This is a genomic window from Nostoc sp. 106C, assembly GCF_002154725.1.
Classification (GTDB): Bacteria; Cyanobacteriota; Cyanobacteriia; order Cyanobacteriales; family Nostocaceae; genus Aulosira.
Genome location: NZ_MTAW01000095.1, coordinates 76255 through 95593, shown reverse-complemented (window position 1 = coordinate 95593; position 19339 = coordinate 76255). Strand labels below are relative to the sequence as shown.

The window sequence follows — 19339 nt, the reverse complement described above, 5'->3', positions numbered from 1 at the left end:
ATAACACAGTATAGGAGATACTATGAGCAGCGAAAGCGGATGCCCGTTTACGGGCGGAGGTCAGAAACTTAAGGCTCGTCACGTGCCGACAAACCGAGAGTGGTGGCCGCATTATTTGAATCTGAGCATCCTCCACCAGCACTCACCCCAGGCCAATCCTATGGGTGAGGCGTTCAACTACGCTCAGGAGTTCAAGAGTCTTGACTTAGCTGCCCTGAGGGCAGATATCTATGAGTTGATGACCACCTCTCAGGATTGGTGGCCAGCTGACTACGGTCATTATGGGCCGCTCTTCATCCGAATGGCGTGGCACAGCGCAGGCACGTATCGTATTGGCGACGGTCGCGGCGGCGCGGGATCGGGTAGCCAGCGGTTTGAGCCGCTCAACAGTTGGCCAGACAATGCCAACCTCGACAAGGCGCGCATGTTGCTTTGGCCAATCAAGCAGAAATACGGCAAGAAAATCTCGTGGGCCGACCTCATGGTCTTCGCTGGCAACTGCGCGCTGGAGTCAATGGGCTTCAAGACGTTGGGTTTTGCCGGTGGGCGCGTGGACGTCTGGCAGCCAGAGGAAGACATCTACTGGGGTTCTGAGAAAGCCTGGCTTGGCAATGAGCGTTACAGTGGCGATCGCGTGCTCCTGAATCCTCTCGCCGCCGTTCAGATGGGGTTGATCTACGTGAACCCAGAAGGGCCAGACGGCGAGCCCGATCCGGTAGGCTCAGGGCGCGATATTCGCGAGACCTTTGCTCGGATGGCGATGAACGATGCAGAAACGGTTGCGCTCACTGCTGGTGGACATACCTTTGGCAAATGCCACGGTGCGGGCGAAGCGACGCACGTAGGTCCTGAGCCTGGGGGTGCCACCATCATCGATCAGGGCCTCGGCTGGAAGAACACCTTCAACACGGGTGTCGGCGTCGATGCGATCACCAGCGGTATCGAAGGTGCATGGACCCCCACGCCGACGCAGTGGGACAACAGCTATCTCGAAACCCTGTTCAAATATGACTGGGAGCTGACAAAGAGTCCTGCTGGCGCGTGGCAATGGAGACCTAAGGGCGGTGCTGGTGCGGGTACGGTGCCCGACGCACACGATCCGTCAAAACGGCACGCCCCGATGATGACCACGGCAGACATGTCCATGAAGATGGACCCCATCTACAACCAGATTGCGCGGCATTACCTCGAACATCCAGATGAGTTCGCCGACGCGTTCGCCAAGGCGTGGTTCAAGCTGACGCACCGCGACATGGGACCGCGATCGCGCTATCTTGGTCCAGAGGTTCCTGAGGAAGAGTTCCTGTGGCAAGATCCCATCCCCGCAGTTGACCATGAGTTGATTGATGAGCAGGATATCGCTGCCCTTAAGGCGAAGATCCTCGCTTCGGGACTGTCTGTCTCCCAACTCGTTACAACCGCTTGGGCATCAGCGTCAACGTTCCGCTGCTCCGACATGCGCGGTGGCGCGAACGGGGGGCGTATTCGTCTCGCGCCGCAGAAGGATTGGGAAGTCAACCAGCCAGAGCAGTTGGCAACAGTGCTGCAAACCCTAGAGGCGATCCAACAGGAGTTCAACAGCTCGCAGTCTGGCGGGAAGCGAGTTTCGCTCGCTGACTTGATCGTTCTGGGCGGATGCGCAGGCGTCGAGCAGGCGGCGAAAAATGCCGGTCACGACGTGACGGTTCCCTTCAAGCCCGGACGCACAGATGCGTTGCAAGAGAAAACGGATGTCGAGTCCTTCGCCGTGCTTGAGCCGACTGCGGACGGGTTCCGTAACTACACTAGCGGCAAACATAGCGAATCGCTCGAGGAGTTGCTAGTCGATCGGGCGCAATTGCTGTCCCTGTCAGCCCCTCAGATGACGGCTCTCTTAGGCGGTTTGCGCGTCCTGGGTGCGAACTTTGGAGGGTCTAAACATGGCGTCTTCACTCATCGGCCAGAGACGTTGACCAATGACTTCTTCGTGAACCTGCTCGACCTGGGCACGACATGGAAGGCGACCTCTGAAGCTGAATATGAGTTCGAGGGAAGCGATCGCAAAACAGGCGACCTGAAGTGGACCGCTACCCGTGTTGACCTCATTTTCGGCTCGAACTCTCAACTCCGAGCACTCGCGGAAGTTTACGGAAGTGTGGACTCACAGCAGAAATTTGTGAATGACTTTGTGGCGGCATGGGACAAGGTGATGAACCTTGACCGCTATGACCTTCGCTCAGTCTTAGCGGAAAGCTCTGCGAGGGGTTTCTAGGCGTAACCTCAACTGCTCATCGGGCGATTAGAGGTCAAGGCTACCCAAACCTGCGGAAGTCCTGAACGCGGCTGGAAGCCAGAAACAAACATGAGGGCGGCATTTCAAGATAAGTTGAAACGCCGCCTTAGCTATTGCATTAACAAGACGTGAGTTCGATAGGTTGAAAATCAATACTGCTCGGTTAAGTATTTTTAACTCGGAATTGGGTTTGGAGAAAAGGTTAAAGGGTAAAGGTTAAAGGTTTTTTCTTTCCCCTTTCCCCTTCCCCTTTTCCCCTTAACCGACAAGTATTGGGTTGAAAATGGCATAAAAAAAGGCTGAGACTGTTAGGACTTACGCAAAAGTCACGGAATTCCGTCATTACGAGCGAAGCGACGTAATCGCCTGAAATTCTGGGATTGCTTCCCTACACTACGTTCCGGTCGCAATGACAAATTTTGCTTGCGTAAATCCTGAGTGCGATCGCCTTTATTTTTTAATCAGATATTTTTGCAAGCGCTGATTTAAAGTACCTGTGTGTAGCTCAAACAAATGGTTGTCGTAATCGTAAAAGTATAAAGAACGTCCTTCGCCCTCTACACGATTTCTATCTTCTTTCATATCCACTCCCAGAATTCTAATTCTCGCAGCGTACAGTTCGTAATCCTCAGCAGCTATTTTAAAAGCTACATGGTTATAGGTTTTTTCTGGTAAAGGTTTGCCTTCCATGATCGCAATCCACAGTTTATCGATCAGAAAAAATTTCTCTTTTGAAATGGAGAAAATTTGCTCACTGCTAGAATAAACTTCCTGAGCACCAAATATGGTTGTGAGAAAGTTAGTCATTTTCTCCAAATTTCTGACAATGAATGTGATATGACTTATTCCTTCAATCATATGTTCTCATATTCCAGGAAACTTTATAGTAAATTTTAAGTATAAAACTAGTACAGAATGCACGCTTTCAGACAATAGCAGTAGCCACAACGTATGCACTAGCTTTGTATGTCACAAAAAATTGACAATCAGACAGGTGAACTTTTGCGTTTCAAAGCTGCTATTAACTGCTGATTTATAAACGCCCATATTTCTATCGGATTTGTTGAGAAAGACTCATTAAAAAACTCAAATACCTGTGCAGATTGACTTAGAGATTGTGTAATTTTGCGATTAGTAATTTTTGCTTAGGAAAATTGAATAGTTATATTAAATTTCCCATATTTCGCTTGTCTAAGTGAGGTTTAAATTAATTTAATCCACTCACTCAGCAAAATAATATAAATATCCGAATTTACCTGGAATAAATTTGTAAGTATCTAGCAACAAGTTTATTTCATATATTTTATGTACAACTATATTTTGAACCAAAGTGTTTCTCCTAGTACGATTGCAATTATTGGAGGCGGCTTTAGCGGTTCTCTTGTTGCAGCCAATATTTTGCGAAACGCAACCATACCAGTATCTATTAAATTGATTGAACGTAATTCTGAGATAGGTAAAGGAGTTGCATATAGTACAACAGTTATTTCTCACTTGCTGAATGTGCCAGCAGGTAAGATGAGTGCTTTTGCAGATGAACCTAATCACTTTTTGAGGTGGCTGCATAGAAATGGACATGCTGAAAGTACGGCATCGACATTTGTGCCGCGTAAAGTTTATGGAGAGTACGTACAGGCAATTTTGAACGAAGCTGAGGCCAATGCTCCAGCTTACGTGCGCTTAGAGAGAATTGTTGATGAAGCGATCGCGATTGAAACAACAAGCTACAGCACAAAGGTACAACTAAGTAGTGGTCAATGGTTGCACGTGCAGAAAGCTGTACTAGCCTTGGGAAATTTTCCAGCTTTGCTACCACAACCAATTGCTGCGCTCGGAAAAGATCATCGCTACGTTAAAGATGCTTGGTCTAGTGATGCGATCGCCGATCTTAATCCAGAAGATTCCATTCTGTTAGTAGGAACTGGGTTGACGATGGTCGATGCAGTTGTTGCACTACACCAACAAGGTTTTCCAGGAAAAATTCATGCTGTCTCTCGTCATGGATTAACGCCCCAGCGCCACCAAGCAACAATCCCCTATCATATATATATAGACCTAGAAAATGCGCCAAAAACAGTACGGGGATTACTGCGTTTAGTACGTCAAGAAGTAAAAAAAGCTGCTACTCATGGACAGGATTGGCGAGCAGTAATTGATGCCATTCGTCCAATTACCTCACAACTCTGGCAAGCACTGCCAATGATAGAACAGAAACGCTTTCTTCGCCATGTCAAAGCTTACTGGGAAGTTTCCCGCCACAAGATTGCAGGGGAAATTGCCGAGGTATTAGATGCGGCTAGCCAATCTGGTCAACTGAGCTATTACAGCGGTCGGATTCAAACTTGTCAGGAAGTTGACAATGGAGTAAATGTGACAATTCGGGAACGGGGAACACACGCAGATATAGTCTTGCAGGTTAAGCGAATTGTCAATTATACAGGTTCAAATTGTAACTACCACAGGTTACAGCACCCACTGATTGCTAACTTACAACAACAACGGCTGATTCGTCCTCATGCTCTATCAATCGGGATCGATACTGCTCCTAACGGTGCTGTGATTGATGCCGAAGGAAATGTCTCTGAAATCCTCTATACCTTAGGAACACCGCGTAAAGGCAACCTTTGGGAAACTACTGCTGTTCCTGAAATTCGTGTTCAAGCAGCAAATTTAGCACAAGAGTTACTGAACTCTCTGACTCCCAAACCCTACGCTGTGGAAAGAAATTGGTTCGCTGGAAATTCGTTGAATGCATTGCCCAAAACTGCCATGCTATTTCGTCAACTTTTCGATCCAGAATCGAGTACCTATACATACCTGATAGCCGACCCACAAACCAAAGCGGCTATCTTAGTAGACCCTGTATTAGAACAAGTAGAACGTGACCTCCAAGTATTACGAGAACTAGGACTGACCTTGCATTACTGCTTAGAAACTCACATTCACGCTGACCATATTACCGGCACAGGCCAGTTGCGACAATTTACAGGTTGTTTTAGTGTTTTGCCTGAGAATGCTAAGACAGCTCGTGCAGACCGCTACATTGCTGATGGCGGAATATTGCAATTAGGGAACGTACAGATTCAGGCGATCGCTACTCCCGGACATACAGATAGTCACATGGCTTACCTAGCCAACGGTACTCATTTGTTAACCGGAGATGCCTTGTTTATTCGAGGCTGCGGTCGTACCGACTTCCAGAATGGTGATGCTGGGTTACTGTATGATGTCGTCATGCAAAAGCTATTTACCCTACCAGATGACACATGGGTATATCCCGGTCACGACTATAAAGGACAAACTGTGTCTACAATTGGTGAGGAAAAGCGCTGGAATTCCCGGTTTACTGGACGCAGCCGCAGCCAATTTATTGAACTAATGAATAACTTGAACCTTCCTTATCCCGAGAAGATGAAGGAAGCTGTACCTGCCAACCAACGTGGTGGCAAAGTTTTAGTGACCTTGGACTATCAAATTTGAGCTTGGCAAATTATTTTTTGTAGGGTGGGCAGTGCCCACCTTAAAATTTATTGTCTATACTTTAACGTTGCTGAATAAAAGTACTTCAAATATGAATCATATAGGTTTTTGGTAGACGATGCCCACTCTACGATCTAAGCCAGAGATCATCAATCCCTGGCTTAGAAATTTATGGATTTACCATTTATTTAGCGATCGTGGCGACGCAGTTTTAATTACTGATATTGATATGGAGTCATGATTCCTGCGGGTAGAACTGCATCTTCTAAATCAGCCCCTAACAGGTTTGCTCCTTGTACGTTCGCAGTTAGAAGATTTGTTTTCTGTAAATCAGCCTTTTGTAGATTTGCTCCTTGGAGATTTACTCCTTGCAAGTTTGCTCCCTCTAAATCTGCATCATAGAGATTTGCTCCTTGCAGATTTGCTCCTGCTATATTGGCTTTGCTTAAATCTACGCCTTGCAAATTAGCTGTTTGTAGGTTTGTACCTTGTAAATTTGCCTTTTCTAATTCTGCATCTTGTAGGTTCGCACCTTCTAAATTAGCAGCTTGCAGGTTTGCCCTTTCTAATCGTGCTCCAACCAAATTACATCCAACACATTCATTAGTTGTTAATAAACGGCTGACATTTGCTGCTACAGGATCTACAGACCATATTGTTGGAGATGTTACTGGAGGTGGAGATAGTACTGGCGCAGGTATGGATTCGGTAGGTACAGAAGTTACAGGTGATGGTTCTGTTTGGGCTAGGGCATTAGGTTGGTCAAACAGAGAAAATACTGTGACGAACGCTATAAATACAGCTGTAAAAATCCAGGAGGTAATTTTTTGGTAACTTGTTGTCTTCATAATTTTTCCCTCGCGATAAATGGAGTTAAACTAAAACCAAAATGTTGCAACTATATGGGCTACACCTAAAATATATTGTCGTCAAAGGTAGTTACAATAGCGGCATAAATCTCAATAATTCATGTAGTAATCAGCCAATTCATAATCTTTAATCACAATAATTCCATGATGTTTTGACTATTTCCTTTCTGCTTATAGAGGTAAGGGTAGGTGAGGAAATCTTTCAATCCAATCTTGTTGTTTGTGATGGCGATCGCTCTTAAGACTGCTTGAGATTTTTTGTTAACAAGCTAGCTTGGCTTTGTATGGTTTCAATATTAAGTTTTTCGCCTAGATAAGAGCAAATACTATTTTTTTTCTAAACGATAAACACAAGTTATCAATATTTAATTATTAATGAAGCTTGACAATTAGCAATAGAAATCTGACCTAATCGCAGTCAGATAGAGTCTGGTGTAACACCTATCATTAAGGCCCAGAGAGAACGCAGAGAGTTTTTTACTCAGCAATTAGGCGGACATAATGAGCGATCGCCGCCAGGTTGATAGATAATAATCCAGTGATTGCAGATGGATTTTCCCAGCCCAATGCACTATGACCAACTATTTCCGCTCTAATGTTGATGCAATGGCTAGCTATATCCCTGGTGAACAGCCGCCACGGGGTACGCCAATTATCAAACTCAATAGTAACGAAAACGCCTATCCTCCCTCACCTGCTGCATTAGAAGTACTGCGGAATATTGATGGCGAATGGTTGCGGCGATATCCAGAACCATTCGGAGGAGAGTTTCGACAAGCCGCAAGTAAAGTTTTAGGCGTTCCTAGTGATTGGATCATTGTAGGTAATGGCAGTGACGAATTGTTGAGCATCGTCATTCGTGCCTGTACTGAACCGGGACGCAAGGTAGTCTATCCAATGCCCACTTATGTGCTATATCGCACATTAACTGAAATGCAAGCGGCAGATATTTTAGAGATTCCTTACGAAGAAGATTACAGTTTGCCCTTGAAAGAATTAATTTCTGCTGATGGGTCGGTAACATTTATTGCCTCTCCTAATAGTCCATCGGGTCACGTAGTACCAACTGATGATCTGCGGAAATTAGCCAGTCAGTTATCTGGGGTTTTAGTAATTGATGAAGCATATGTAGATTTTGCTGAAGAAAATGCTTTGGATTTAGTGCAGGAATACGAGAATGTGATGATTATTCGGACACTTTCCAAAGGTTACTCCCTAGCAGGATTACGATTAGGGTTTGGGGTGGCAAATCCCTGGTTATTGGATGGGTTGTTTAAAGTGAAAGATAGCTATAACATTGATGCGATCGCCTGTGCAGTGGCCACTGCTGCTATTAACGACCAAGCTTATAAAAACGCTTGTATAGCAAAGATTAAAGTATCAAGAACTCAGCTAGCATCAGACTTAAAACAATTAGGTTTTCGTGTTTGGGATTCTCAAACCAATTTTTTACTAGCGCAACCTCCTCAAGGAAATGCAGAATACCTCTATCAAAAACTCAAAGAACAAAAAATTTTAATCCGCTACTTCAAGCAACCAGGATTGGAAGATAAATTACGCATTACTGTTGGCACTGATGAACAAAATCACACTTTGGTACAGGCATTGAATAATTTGCTGGAGACTAGGAAATATTAAGTTAAAAAACAAAAATTTGTCATTTGGACTTATGGCAAATGCAAATTGCCTAAATTGTCGCTAATTGCTAGATTTTATGTCAATTTAAGTATTTTTGATGTAGCAAATCTAGTTTATCCAGATTAAGACAATTAAAAGCATTTATGGTGAATGAGTCAATGTTTTCAGATATTCAAAACCATTGGGCAAAAACATCTATTCTTGCAGCGGCCCAGCGAAATATATTAAAAGGTTATCCAGACGGTACTTTTCGCCCGGCTGCACCTGTTACTCGTGCTGAATTTGCGGCGATTATTTCTATTGGCTTACCAAAACAGCCATCATCTCGTCCTGAGATTAGCTTTATAGATGTACCAGCTAATCATTGGGCAGCTAAGGCAATAGCCGAAGCATATCAGGCAAATTATCTGTCTGGATATCCCAATCGGATGTTTAAACCCAATGAACTAATTCCGCGTGTGCAAGCTTTAACAGCTTTAGCGTCAGGGTTAAATTATGGGGTAACAGCAGATCCGATAAATACTTTGAAAAAATATTATGATGATTTCGGGCAAATTCCCAGTTATGCTACACGTGCGATCGCAGCCGCAACTGAAAAGCGCATTATTGTGAACTACCCAGAAATCAAACGCTTGCAGCCCAATCAAAACATTACTAGAGGCGAAATAGCAACATTTATTTGTCGAGTTCTCGAAATTCCTACAGTACCTTCTAAATATATTCCTGGTACAGAATTGTTCGTGATTCCACCCCAATTTGATGCTGCTGATAATTTTGTGGAAGGATTAGCACGAGCGCAAAAAAGTAATCAGTGGGGATATATTGACAAAACTGGAAAATTTGTGATTCCGCCACAATTTGAGGAAGTTCATCCTTTTTCAGAAGGATTGGCATTAGTTAGAGAAAATCTCAATAAATCAAGCCCAACCTAATTCATGGAAATTCGTGGTATTTGGCTGACTACAACAGCTAGCAAAGTCTTTAACTCCAAACAAAATATTGCCGAGGCGATGAACTTTCTCGCTGAAACTGGATTTAATGTGGTATTTCCTGTTGTCTGGAATAACGGACTCACCACTTATCCCAGCCGAGTTATGCGAGAAAACTTTGGTGTTGAAATAAATCCGCAATTTCAAGGTAGAGATCCTTTAGCCGAATTAATTGTCGAAGCCAAACGAGTTAATCTTGCTGTTATCCCTTGGTTTGAATATGGCTTTGCTAGTTCTTATCAAAAACAGGGTGGTACAATCATCGCCAAAAAACCAGAATGGGCAGCGCGTGACTATGCTGGTAATTTACTTACTAAAAATGGTTTTGAGTGGCTAAATGCTTTTGATAGCGAAGTGCAAAACTTTTTATTAAGTTTATTTTTAGAAGTCATTAAAAACTATAAAGTTGATGGAATTCAAGGAGACGATCGCTTTCCTGCTTTACCAAGTGAAGGTGGTTACGATCAAAGAACTGTTGAACGCTATCGCCAGGAATTTAATCGATTACCACCAGAAAACCCCAAAGATCCACAATGGTTACAATGGCGAGCAGATATTCTTTCAAATTTTTTAACCCGCGTCTACCGGGAAATAATTAGTATAAATCCGGAATTAATTATTTCAATGGCTCCAAGTGCTTATCCTTGGAGTTATGAAAACTACCTCCAAGATTCTCAAACTTGGGTTAACCTTGGGCTAGTCGATTTAATTCATCCCCAATTATATTGGCGAGAATTTGAACTATATAAGAGAGATATAGATAGGCTTGTAGCTAATCAATTTACCAAACAACAATTGCCACAACTAATTCCTAGTGTGCTTTTAAAACAAAGTACATATCGAATTGATTCAGAACATTTAGTTAAGGCACTAAACTATAACCGTTCTGTTGGTATTCAAGGGGAAGTTTTCTTTTTTTATGAAGCTTTGCTAGAAGAAAATAACCTTTTAGCTAAACTGCTAAAATCTGAATTTTATTCTAAAACTCCTAGAACACTTGATATAAAAGAAATTAAAAATAATAGCTTTACCCATCGGCGCATAAATAGTAACTATAGTTATATAGATACATCGCAGCCAATTAACCTCAAGCCTCAATTTGATTGGGTTGAACCATTTTCTGAAGGTATAGCAGCCGTCAAAATGGGTTATAAATACGGTTACATTGATAAAACAGGTAAACTTGTCAGCCGCCTTCAATTTGATAATGCTCAACCTTTTTCGGAAGGGCTAGCCCTGATCAAAGTTAATAATAAATATGGCTATATAGATAAAACTGCTAACCGGATAATTGCCTTACAATTTGATGATGCTGCATCGTTTTCTTCAGGCATGGCAGCGATAAAAATAGCTGATAAGTGGGGATATATTGATAATATAGGCAAAATTATTATTGCTGCTCAATTTGATGATGCTAAATCATTTTCCGAAGACATAGCAGCCGTAAAAATAGCTAATAAATGGGGTTACATTGATAAAACTTGCAAAATTATAATTGAATCTAAGTTTGATGATGCTACAAGTTTTTCCGAAGGTTTCGCATTAGTTAAATTTGTGAATAAATGGGGATATATTGATAAAATAGGAGAATTTATTATAGAGCCGCAATTTTATGAAGCTGATATTTTTTCAGAAGGATTAGCTCCTGCCAAAATGGGAGGCAAATGGGGATATATTAATCAGTTTGGTGAATTTATAATTCCACGAAATTTCGATTTTGCTAAACCCTTTTCTCAAGGTATGGCATTAGTTAATGTTGGTGGAGAATTAAAACAAGATCTAGAACAAGGCAAAGTATATTTCACAGGAGGTAAATGGGGCTATATTCGCAAACCTTAAATGGGAGTGAGGATTGAATAAACTCAAATTTTGCAGCTGCGAGCGATGCCTGCGGCGGGCTACGCCTACGCACTTTTTGTACCACTGATGAAATAAACGCGATGCTCGCTCAGTTGTCATCTCTTCTGCTTCAACAAGCATCACAGCTAAATCTTGCAATGCACGTTCACTATCCTCCACAAACGTTGAACTATGCATTGTTGCCAGGGTTCGCAGCTTGAGTGCTGCTAACTCTTGGAGAAACGGTATGTGTTGTGTATGTATGGCTCACACAGGTAACAAAGAAACATGAGCCGAAACCACCTTCCACCCATCCGGAAATCTGTACCAAGTCTGGCTTTGTCGCCCAAAACGTTCTACACCATTGATAATGCGGCGAAATTCTAGCGTTACAGTTGCTGTATCCTTTGCAAACGTCACAACTTTGAGATTGGAAATTTCTCGTTCGATTTTTGGGTTCGGTCGAGAGGCGCGAAAATTGCGAATCTCTTCACCACCGTAGAGGTTTTCTGCTAAACCAAAGCGCACTACTTCTGGTGCATCCCAAAATAAACTATCCATCACTTCCAGATTGTTATTAACTAAGGCTGCTTCGTACTTGAGGTACAAATCAGTTACTTCAGCTACAACAGCAGGATCATTTACTGTAGTCATTGTTGCGATCAATTGGGGTGATATGGTTGATTATTTCATTCTAATTAGTCATCTGAGTATTTAAAAACACAATAGTTCTGGTTGATTATTTGAAACTATTACGAATTGAAAGATTTTCGCTGTGTAAAATGTGATGAATCAAATCACATTTTACACCTCAGATTAGTCCAGTCCACTAGCGTAAACTTCGTCGAACAGGGACGATAAACTAAAATATTCAATAGTGCGCCCACTGTTAATTTCGATAGCGGATGAATTACGCAAGCGAATTGTGCCACATAAACAAGTCGACTTTTTTTTAGCAGCCAATCCATCAAGGAGACTGGTAAGCTAACCCGCCTTTAAGTTGCATAATCCTTAACCTCAGAAAGACGCGGCGACGCGGAGAAAAGGAGACGCGGAGATGCAATTTTAATGATTATTAGCTTAACTAGGGATTGGGGATTGGCATCCAATCCCCTTCATGCAGCAAAACCTAATCGGCTTATTTTCCTGACTCATCTAACCGACGTTGCCATTCAGCGTCAATCTGTGCAGAACGCTCAAATTCCTGTTCGAGTAAGTCAGTCTCACTAGAGTAAATCACATCTTCTTTGCCGATTATTTTTTCTGTAGCAAACCGACGGGCGTAATCAATTTTGTGCTGTAAACTTGCGTCCATGTTTGTTAATAGCCTAGCCCGAGACAGGCGATCGCGGTTACGTGCGGCAATTTTACTATTGCGCCACTGAATCCAGAAATAACGGACTAACGGTATACCCAAAAAGCCTATTCCATAAGCTAACAGTAGCCAATAAATCCCTTGGACAAAAGCTACCAATCCACCTAATTGGGCAGCAACTATACCATCTCTTAACAAACTTCCCAATACTAAAGCACCAACAAAATTTAGTACGCCCAACCCAGCACTGAGCATATTTTGTCCTGAACTTGCTGTACTAAAACGCCAGAGTGATTCCTCTAAATATACTGGGATCGATTGATGACGCTTTTTGCTCGCTTTCACCTGCAATTCTGGGAAGTAATAGACAATTTGCCCATCGGGACTTACCTCTGGTTGCCCATTGAATCGTATGAGCACAGGTAACATATAGTCTTCGTATTCTTGTTGATATCTCTCACCAATATTATCCAAATAAGGAGCTATTTGCTCTGCTACAACTGCACCACGATTATTACGAATTACAGCAGCAATTTCCTGCCAACGACGTTCTTCTAAGTTGGCATTAGGATTACCATCACCAAACAAAAACGAAAAAACAGCCTCGAAAAAATTTAGATTGCTTGTTTGGTTTCTTTCGCGTCGCCGTTCCTGGTATTCAGTCTGATAATTGGGGCTAAAATACCAAAATAAATCTGGGAAAAAAAAGAAGCCACCGCCCCCATAATTACTGCCTCTATTGTCACTATCACGATCTGAGTTGATAGCAGTAATGATAATGATGATGGTAACAGTAATTAAGGCGATAGAAGCAATTAATAAAATCCCAAAGGAAATGCGAATTAGGTAAAACAGAGCGCCCCAAACCTTTTGCCACCATTCCTGAAACCGTAACTGCAAATACTTATTACGTAAATTTGCCCGAAAATCTTGTGGAAATAGGTAAACAATATCACCTGATTCTGCTACCTGTAAATGTCCGCCAGCATCAGATGCTAAAGCTAATAACCCTTGTCCCGCCTCCGCGATATTTAATCCTGCCTGGGTTGCTACATCACCAACGGTGACGCGATAACCCAGTTGTTCCACAGCGTGCATAATGGTGGGATTGGGAGCCATAGCTCTCCCCTCCTGTTAAACATTTTTACTCTCTTTATTCAAGTATAAAGTTTTATTTGGGGTGACTGGGGAAAGCGATCGCCAATTCAACATTCAATTTCAGTACAATTATCAAAAATTATTTTCAATTTTTAATTTTTAAATATTTGAGGTTTTGGTTGCCACTCTATTTATGTTAAAATTGTTTTCCTCGGCTTGGTTAAACAGCAACTTTTCTGCCCTCAAATATGGTTCAGTATACTCTCGCTCAAAGCCCAGAAATTATCCTCAATGTTTCTGGCAAAGATTCAGCCAAAGCCCGTGAGAAAGCAATGGATCAGCTGATGGAACTGATGGATGCAGGTAAGCTACCCACAGAACTAGAAGAGGGATTTGGTCCTCAGCAATTAATTGAGGTGAAAGAACCAACAATTGAGACTGCTAGTGGTGAAGATGCCATTACTCAAGCTGTGCAGGTTCTTAGCAACCTTGCCACACTTAAGCTCAAAGTTCAAGAATCACGTACTGAAGCCTTAGAAATCCGCAAGGCAGTTGATATTTTGTTCTCAGATAATTCAGTAACAGAAGAGGAAATTTCTCGCCTCAAAGAAGGTTTTAAACTCCTCAAAAATTTTGCCCAAGCTAATCTACGTTACCAAGATGCGCGAACTAAAGCAGAGCAGGCAAGACAAGTTCTAGATCAGGCCTTAAAATCACCTGATAAGTAATATCATTTGGCAATTAGTAAAGGGTAATTTTATTAACAATTACCCTTTATTAACACTAACTTCGCTTAGTTTTAGTTAAGGAAGAGGAGTTAGCATTGGCTGTGACTTTCTCTGCACTTACTTTTTCACCACTCACGCTCTGCTTGTAATACTGTTGATAGTATTGATAAGAAACAGGCGCAGCATCCTTAGACTTATTAGCTATCAAACCTAACAGGGGAGTTCCAGAGATTTGAATCTGTTCCAATGCTTGCTGTAGTGCAGTCCGCTTGAGCTTACCCAAACCAGCAACTAGCACAAGACCATCGGTATTAGCCGCTAATAAGTAGGCGTCTGCAAACCCTAAAAGAGGGGGAGTGTCATAAATTACTAAATCAAAACTTACTTGCAGCTCCTCCATGAGATTATGCATTTTCTGAGACGCAAGTAACCTTACCGAATCTGGTGGAATAGGTCCAGCTGGCATCACAAACATATTCTCTTCTAAAGGCGATGGCTCAATTACATTGTGCCAATCCAAGTCTTGCGAAATCACATCAGTCAAACCCTGAATGTTCATGAGTCCGACTCGATTGTGTAAGCTAGGAGCACGCAGATTGGCATCCACAAGTAATACTCGTTGACCCATCGCTGCTGCTGCTTGCGCTAGCTGCGTCGCAATTGTAGATTTGCCATCTCCCTGTCCTGCTGAACTGATTACAAGTGAGCGAATTGGTGTATCAGAACCCAAAAGTAGAATATTGGTGTAAAGAGAGCGAAAAACTTCAAAGAAAGAGGCTCCATCTGAATTTTGCACACCCCTGGAGAGATTGTCTTTTGTTGCTACTTCTAGTTCTTTTCTTAAAGGAACTATTCCTAGTAATGGCAGCCTTGTAGCATCTTTAAGTTCTTGAGAAGAGTAGAAGATATTACTAAGTTTATCTACAACTAAAGCTGTTCCGATACCCAAAAGTAAACCCAAAAGACCACCCAATGCTAAATTTCGCTTAGCACTATCTGAGACAGCCAAAGGTTCATTTACTCTTGTTAGCTTAGGATCAAGTAAAAGCCAAGGTTGTTGTTTTTGGGCTTTCTCAATTTGCAAAGATTGTTGTTTCGTAGTAAATTGAGTCAGTGCCTCGTTAGCAATTTGTAATTCTCGTTGTATGTTATCGTAATTACGACTAACAGTTGCTAATTTTCTAACTTCACTATAACCATTGTTGATTTTTTCATCTAAAGCTCTATCACGTGCTGACATTTCCCGGATACGGCTTTGAAAGTCTTTTTGTACCCGTGCCTCTTCTTGGGCAAGTAATGGCAATAAATACTCTTTCTTTTGTCTTAAAGTTACCATTGCTGGGTTTTCATCTGTAAACACAGCTGACTGTTGTTTAATCGCAATATCCGCTGCCTGGATCTGATCTAAAATCTTTTGGTAGCGCACATTATCACTCAATAAAGAATTACCTGCTCTCTCACCAGGCTCTTGAGCTAATTCCTTTTGTAATTCCTCATACTTTGCTACCATTTGCTCTAACTGGACTCGATTCTCTATTCGCTGTTGCCTCAAAGTAGCAATTTGAGTAGATAACTCTTGAGCTTTCTGTGCAGGTTCAATCAAGTTATTATCCAGCCGCAGATTGCGCAATTGGTCTTGCCAGTATTTCAGACCCTTCACTAGTGGCTGTTTTTGTTGGTCAACAAATTTAATAGCCACTTCAACATCTGATTGCCGTTCTTGCAAACTATATTGCAGATAAGCGTCAGCCAGCAGCTTTAGTACATCGCTAACTAACTTTTGATCTGAGTTGGTATATTGAATATTTAAGATATTTGGCTTACTGGATGTAATCGTTAAGTAATAAACCAGTGAGTCGTAAGTGAGATCTGGGTATTGAGCCTGAAGTTTTTCAACGATAGGATTCAGGACTCTAGGGCTTTGTAAAACGGTGATCGTTGTCTGAACGTCTCTTGTAGACTCAGGAGGCGATATTTTATCTTGGCTATTTATTGTTTGCGGAACGTTGGCGATCGCTTTATCTTCACCAGTCACCGGCTTGGTTAAAATATCGAACGTGCCTTGATATACTGGGGGATCTGTTTCCGCCTTTAGTACTGCTGCTGTTGCTACTAAGGCTGTTGTTCCACCAATTAACAATAGTCTCCGACGTAGAACGGCTCCAACTTGACCCAGGTTCAATCCACCTTCATCATCATTTAATTGGGTAAAGTTTGCTTGTGACAACGGGTGAGGATACTTCTCTGACTTCAGCATAGCATTTGTCAAATAAACTACTTATATTCCTTTTACAGGTGAACTCTTCGATTCAATCTTGGTATAGGTAGTTAGATTGCTCCGAAGTTACTTTTCTGTGTCTGCACCCTAGCAAAACCATGAATTTACTGACTAACTCATCTAATACAAACAATCTTTGAGGTAAATAATTCTTACCAAAACTTTACTTAATGCAAATATCTAGCTTGGGCTGCTATATGTAAAATAAAGCCAATTTGAATAAAGGTACTATAACTACAGTAGCATTACGCAAGAAGAATTGGTGAAATTATTTAAAGAAGAAGCTAAATTTTAGAGACAATGCCGAATTTTTGCGTATAAACACTTAATTAATAAAATAAGTTTTTAACTAAATTTTAAGTGCATATACTTAGGAATCAGACATAATACAGGTGTTGCAACGCATCTGTAATTAGAATGAATATATCATCTCTAATAGGCTCCTAACTTAAGTTCAAGCTTGTGAATCATTATGAAGCAAGATAAAAAGCTTTTTGCTAAAACCAACTTTTTTCTCTTTTATCTAATTGAGAGTAAAGTGGGTTAGGCTTTGTTACTTTAGTGATTTAGGTAGTAGCAAATCAAATCCCATTAAAAAACTAAATATTATCTCTGGTTAATCTCTTATAAAAATAAAAATTTATTGCGAGCGTAACAAAATAAAGTAAAGCAATCTCATGGTTTTGAGGGTTCCTTCGCTACTCTAGCCTACCCTGCTCACAAGTTTAGGTTCTTTATATGTCCCTGAATTCTGTACTATCAAAGCGGGTTTTAGAACGAAGGGAAAAATTCTAAATAAAATTGCCCGATTGTGGCAATAATTATTTTATTTTATCATTTGAACACCTGATGAAAAATAATGTACTCAAGCAAAAGCTTTAAACTAGTCATTCAAACTTGGACATATTGACCAGGTAATAATTCAATACGGTTCAGTTAAGGTGATCAGAGTTCTCATCTGTCGGACAAAACCAAGATTTGGGCGATTCTCCCCCAAACCCCCGATTGGGGGACGGTTGCGTCCCCCAAACCCCCTCAAAAATAATTGTTCGGTTTTTTGTTTAGTAATTATTTGTGAACTTTGTTGTCAATGAATTTTCTTAACTGAACTGTATTGGGTAATAATTAGGATTCTAGCCCATATGTAAAAAAGCTAAAACCTACCTCCAAACATATCCTGCGATAAGGATTTACTGATATAGATTAAACATTTTATTCTAATATTACTGGGGCGCTAGGATTCGAACCTAGGGATGGCGGGACCAAAACCCGCTGCCTTACCACTTGGCTACGCCCCAATGAACGCACTTTAGATAATATAGCAGGTAATCCTGGGATAATGTCAAGTATTTGAGAGAAGATTTCAGAAAAATGAGCTTATTGCAGCTGAACTAAAGTTAGGTAGAGGTTGTTCTGTGAGATTTTCAACGATTTGCGTGTTGTACCTCATTTGATATAGTAGGCAAAGACAGCTTATGAACTTGTAGTTCATGCCATCGCAAGCCAATTAAAATAGCCATCGAGAGCATATAACCAGGCTCTTCCAATTGCGTGAAAATAAAACCAAATAAAAGAACAGTGAGCATTGTAAACCTGGATAAGTCATCCAAACATAGCCTTCGCCATACGATGAAGGCAAGATATAGGTAAAAACCCAGACCCAATATTCCTAAATCTCCCCAAATGCCAGCCCAACCCCAGAAAGGAGAGAAAAAGCTAGAGTTTAACCAAGAGTTCTCGTAAAAAGCATTCCAAACAGCCTGAGTAGCAGGATGAGTAGTAGCACCCAAAGGTTTTAATAAAGCAGAATAGTCGTTTAACATAAATCCCCCCAATCTTTCAACACTATGGCCTGGTCCAAGACCAAAAAGCAAATTTAAAGGAGATTTATAAAATGTTGGGATAATTCTTAATGGTGCAAGTTTAAGTAAAGTAGCTGCACCATCAGGCCCATAAAGCTCTGGGCGAATCCAGCCTCGAAAAGCGCTAAAAGCATCTACATTGTAGATGCACCAATATAGCGCATAACTGATTAAAATTCCACCTATTATATACTGGAGAGTTGTTCTAATATCATTTAATCTCAGTAAGATTAGCAGGAACCAGGCCAGGACAAAAACCAAAAGTACCTGCTTAGCATCGGCGAATAAAAGCTGAAAAAATGTAGCACCAAAAATAGAAACTCTTAGCCACTTGGGAGCATTTTTAGCAGCGAATAAATAATATAGACCAAATGACAAGGATACAGAAGAACCTACAACATGTCCAGAACCTGAAAGATAAAAAACTCCTTGAACATTATCTGTAGGTTGCATTCTGGTTACTGCAAGAATGCCGATTTTAATAAATAACCACTGGGCAAAAGCCAAAAATATATGTATTCCAATAAATCCTAATACCCAGGCTCTAAATCTTTTGAGTGTTTTTGGCGAAAGAGGTAGACAAACTATTGTTAGTATTACTATAAAAGGCTCAGTAAGTAATAGAAACTCTAAGAATAGGTTAATAACTCCAGCTTTATTTAATAAGGCACTGGCAGTCATACTAATTAGTAATATTAATAGACCGAATATGAGGTATTCTGAAATAGCGATTTGGCTTTTATTCTTAACTTTAGTTTTAGCTATTACAATGGTACAGGCAAGTGGAACTATGAGAAAGTGAACAAAATTGATTGCTGATGGTAAACCAACAGAGTTAAGAATTCTGGGAAAAAAAGCGGTAGCAAATGCGAATAATACTAGTACAGAATTCTGAATATAATTACTAGGCCGCCTGTAAAGCCAGGAAGAATTTGCGCTCATCAGTTTTTATTGATAGTTAGCAACTATTG

At 41.4% G+C, this 19339-nt stretch carries 12 protein-coding genes and 1 tRNA gene; 6 read left to right on the top strand and 7 right to left on the bottom strand.

Going from position 1 to position 19339, the window contains the following annotated elements:
- The first annotated feature begins 22 nt into the window (after window positions 1-22).
- Window positions 23-2251, top strand: coding sequence for a catalase/peroxidase HPI (katG, locus tag BV375_RS12100; protein WP_086760729.1), 2229 nt, complete (start codon window positions 23-25; stop codon window positions 2249-2251).
- Window positions 2252-2722: 471 nt separating this feature from the next.
- Here katG and fosX read toward each other — a convergent pair whose 3' ends face one another.
- A complete protein-coding gene (fosX, locus tag BV375_RS12095) occupies window positions 2723-3130 on the bottom strand; it encodes a FosX/FosE/FosI family fosfomycin resistance hydrolase (RefSeq protein WP_086760727.1) in 408 nt (135 codons plus the stop codon).
- 447 nt (window positions 3131-3577) lie between these two features.
- On the opposite strand from fosX, the gene BV375_RS12090 reads away from it, so the two are divergent.
- The gene (locus BV375_RS12090) at window positions 3578-5752 is read left to right on the top strand and encodes an FAD/NAD(P)-binding protein (protein WP_086760725.1); all 2175 of its coding nucleotides are present in this window, start codon (window positions 3578-3580) and stop codon (window positions 5750-5752) included.
- Window positions 5753-5967: 215 nt separating this feature from the next.
- Here BV375_RS12090 and BV375_RS12085 read toward each other — a convergent pair whose 3' ends face one another.
- Window positions 5968-6600: a pentapeptide repeat-containing protein gene (locus BV375_RS12085; protein ID WP_086760723.1), complete on the bottom strand. Its 633-nt coding sequence runs from the start codon at window positions 6598-6600 to the stop codon at window positions 5968-5970.
- A gap of 594 nt (window positions 6601-7194) precedes the next feature.
- Here BV375_RS12085 and hisC point away from each other — a divergent pair.
- The 3 genes from hisC (at window position 7195) to BV375_RS12075 (ending at window position 11087) form a co-directional block, all read left to right on the top strand.
- A complete protein-coding gene (hisC, locus tag BV375_RS12080; RefSeq protein ID WP_086760721.1) occupies window positions 7195-8259 on the top strand; it encodes a histidinol-phosphate transaminase in 1065 nt (354 codons plus the stop codon).
- A 143-nt stretch (window positions 8260-8402) separates the two neighbouring features.
- Window positions 8403-9191: an S-layer homology domain-containing protein gene (locus tag BV375_RS37585; protein WP_208099106.1), complete on the top strand. Its 789-nt coding sequence runs from the start codon at window positions 8403-8405 to the stop codon at window positions 9189-9191.
- Between the two features lie 3 nt (window positions 9192-9194).
- Window positions 9195-11087 (top strand): WG repeat-containing protein, encoded by a 1893-nt coding sequence (locus BV375_RS12075; protein WP_208099105.1) that lies wholly within the window; start codon window positions 9195-9197, stop codon window positions 11085-11087.
- A 267-nt stretch (window positions 11088-11354) separates the two neighbouring features.
- Here BV375_RS12075 and hpxZ read toward each other — a convergent pair whose 3' ends face one another.
- Together hpxZ and BV375_RS12065 are read right to left on the bottom strand one after the other, a co-directional pair.
- Entirely contained in the window at window positions 11355-11741 is a 387-nt protein-coding gene (gene hpxZ / locus BV375_RS12070) for an oxalurate catabolism protein HpxZ (RefSeq protein ID WP_086760719.1), read from the bottom strand.
- Between the two features lie 484 nt (window positions 11742-12225).
- A complete protein-coding gene (locus tag BV375_RS12065) occupies window positions 12226-13521 on the bottom strand; it encodes a hypothetical protein (protein WP_086760717.1) in 1296 nt (431 codons plus the stop codon).
- A gap of 227 nt (window positions 13522-13748) precedes the next feature.
- On the opposite strand from BV375_RS12065, the gene BV375_RS12060 reads away from it, so the two are divergent.
- On the top strand, window positions 13749-14228 hold the full coding sequence (locus tag BV375_RS12060) for a hypothetical protein (protein WP_086760715.1): 480 nt from the start codon (window positions 13749-13751) through the stop codon (window positions 14226-14228).
- Between the two features lie 55 nt (window positions 14229-14283).
- Here BV375_RS12060 and BV375_RS12055 read toward each other — a convergent pair whose 3' ends face one another.
- From BV375_RS12055 to BV375_RS12045, 3 genes are all read right to left on the bottom strand, one after another.
- Window positions 14284-16485, bottom strand: a complete 2202-nt coding sequence (locus BV375_RS12055) for a polysaccharide biosynthesis tyrosine autokinase (RefSeq protein WP_086760713.1) — start codon at window positions 16483-16485, stop codon at window positions 14284-14286.
- Window positions 16486-17732: 1247 nt separating this feature from the next.
- Window positions 17733-17804, bottom strand: a tRNA-Gln gene (locus BV375_RS12050).
- 126 nt (window positions 17805-17930) lie between these two features.
- Window positions 17931-19310: a hypothetical protein gene (locus tag BV375_RS12045; protein ID WP_086760712.1), complete on the bottom strand. Its 1380-nt coding sequence runs from the start codon at window positions 19308-19310 to the stop codon at window positions 17931-17933.
- Between the last annotated feature and the right edge of the window lie 29 nt (window positions 19311-19339).

Excerpts from the sequence above, each read along its gene's own strand:
- katG (WP_086760729.1), top strand. The coding sequence starts at position 23 with ATGAGCAGCGAAAGCGGATGCCCGTTTACGGGCGGAGGTCAGAAACTT.
- fosX (WP_086760727.1), bottom strand. The coding sequence starts at position 3,130 with ATGATTGAAGGAATAAGTCATATCACATTCATTGTCAGAAATTTGGAG.
- BV375_RS12090 (WP_086760725.1), top strand. The coding sequence starts at position 3,578 with ATGTACAACTATATTTTGAACCAAAGTGTTTCTCCTAGTACGATTGCA.
- BV375_RS12085 (WP_086760723.1), bottom strand. The coding sequence starts at position 6,600 with ATGAAGACAACAAGTTACCAAAAAATTACCTCCTGGATTTTTACAGCT.
- hisC (WP_086760721.1), top strand. The coding sequence starts at position 7,195 with ATGACCAACTATTTCCGCTCTAATGTTGATGCAATGGCTAGCTATATC.
- BV375_RS37585 (WP_208099106.1), top strand. The coding sequence starts at position 8,403 with ATGGTGAATGAGTCAATGTTTTCAGATATTCAAAACCATTGGGCAAAA.
- BV375_RS12075 (WP_208099105.1), top strand. The coding sequence starts at position 9,195 with ATGGAAATTCGTGGTATTTGGCTGACTACAACAGCTAGCAAAGTCTTT.
- hpxZ (WP_086760719.1), bottom strand. The coding sequence starts at position 11,741 with ATGACTACAGTAAATGATCCTGCTGTTGTAGCTGAAGTAACTGATTTG.
- BV375_RS12065 (WP_086760717.1), bottom strand. The coding sequence starts at position 13,521 with ATGGCTCCCAATCCCACCATTATGCACGCTGTGGAACAACTGGGTTAT.
- BV375_RS12060 (WP_086760715.1), top strand. The coding sequence starts at position 13,749 with ATGGTTCAGTATACTCTCGCTCAAAGCCCAGAAATTATCCTCAATGTT.
- BV375_RS12055 (WP_086760713.1), bottom strand. The coding sequence starts at position 16,485 with ATGCTGAAGTCAGAGAAGTATCCTCACCCGTTGTCACAAGCAAACTTT.
- BV375_RS12045 (WP_086760712.1), bottom strand. The coding sequence starts at position 19,310 with ATGAGCGCAAATTCTTCCTGGCTTTACAGGCGGCCTAGTAATTATATT.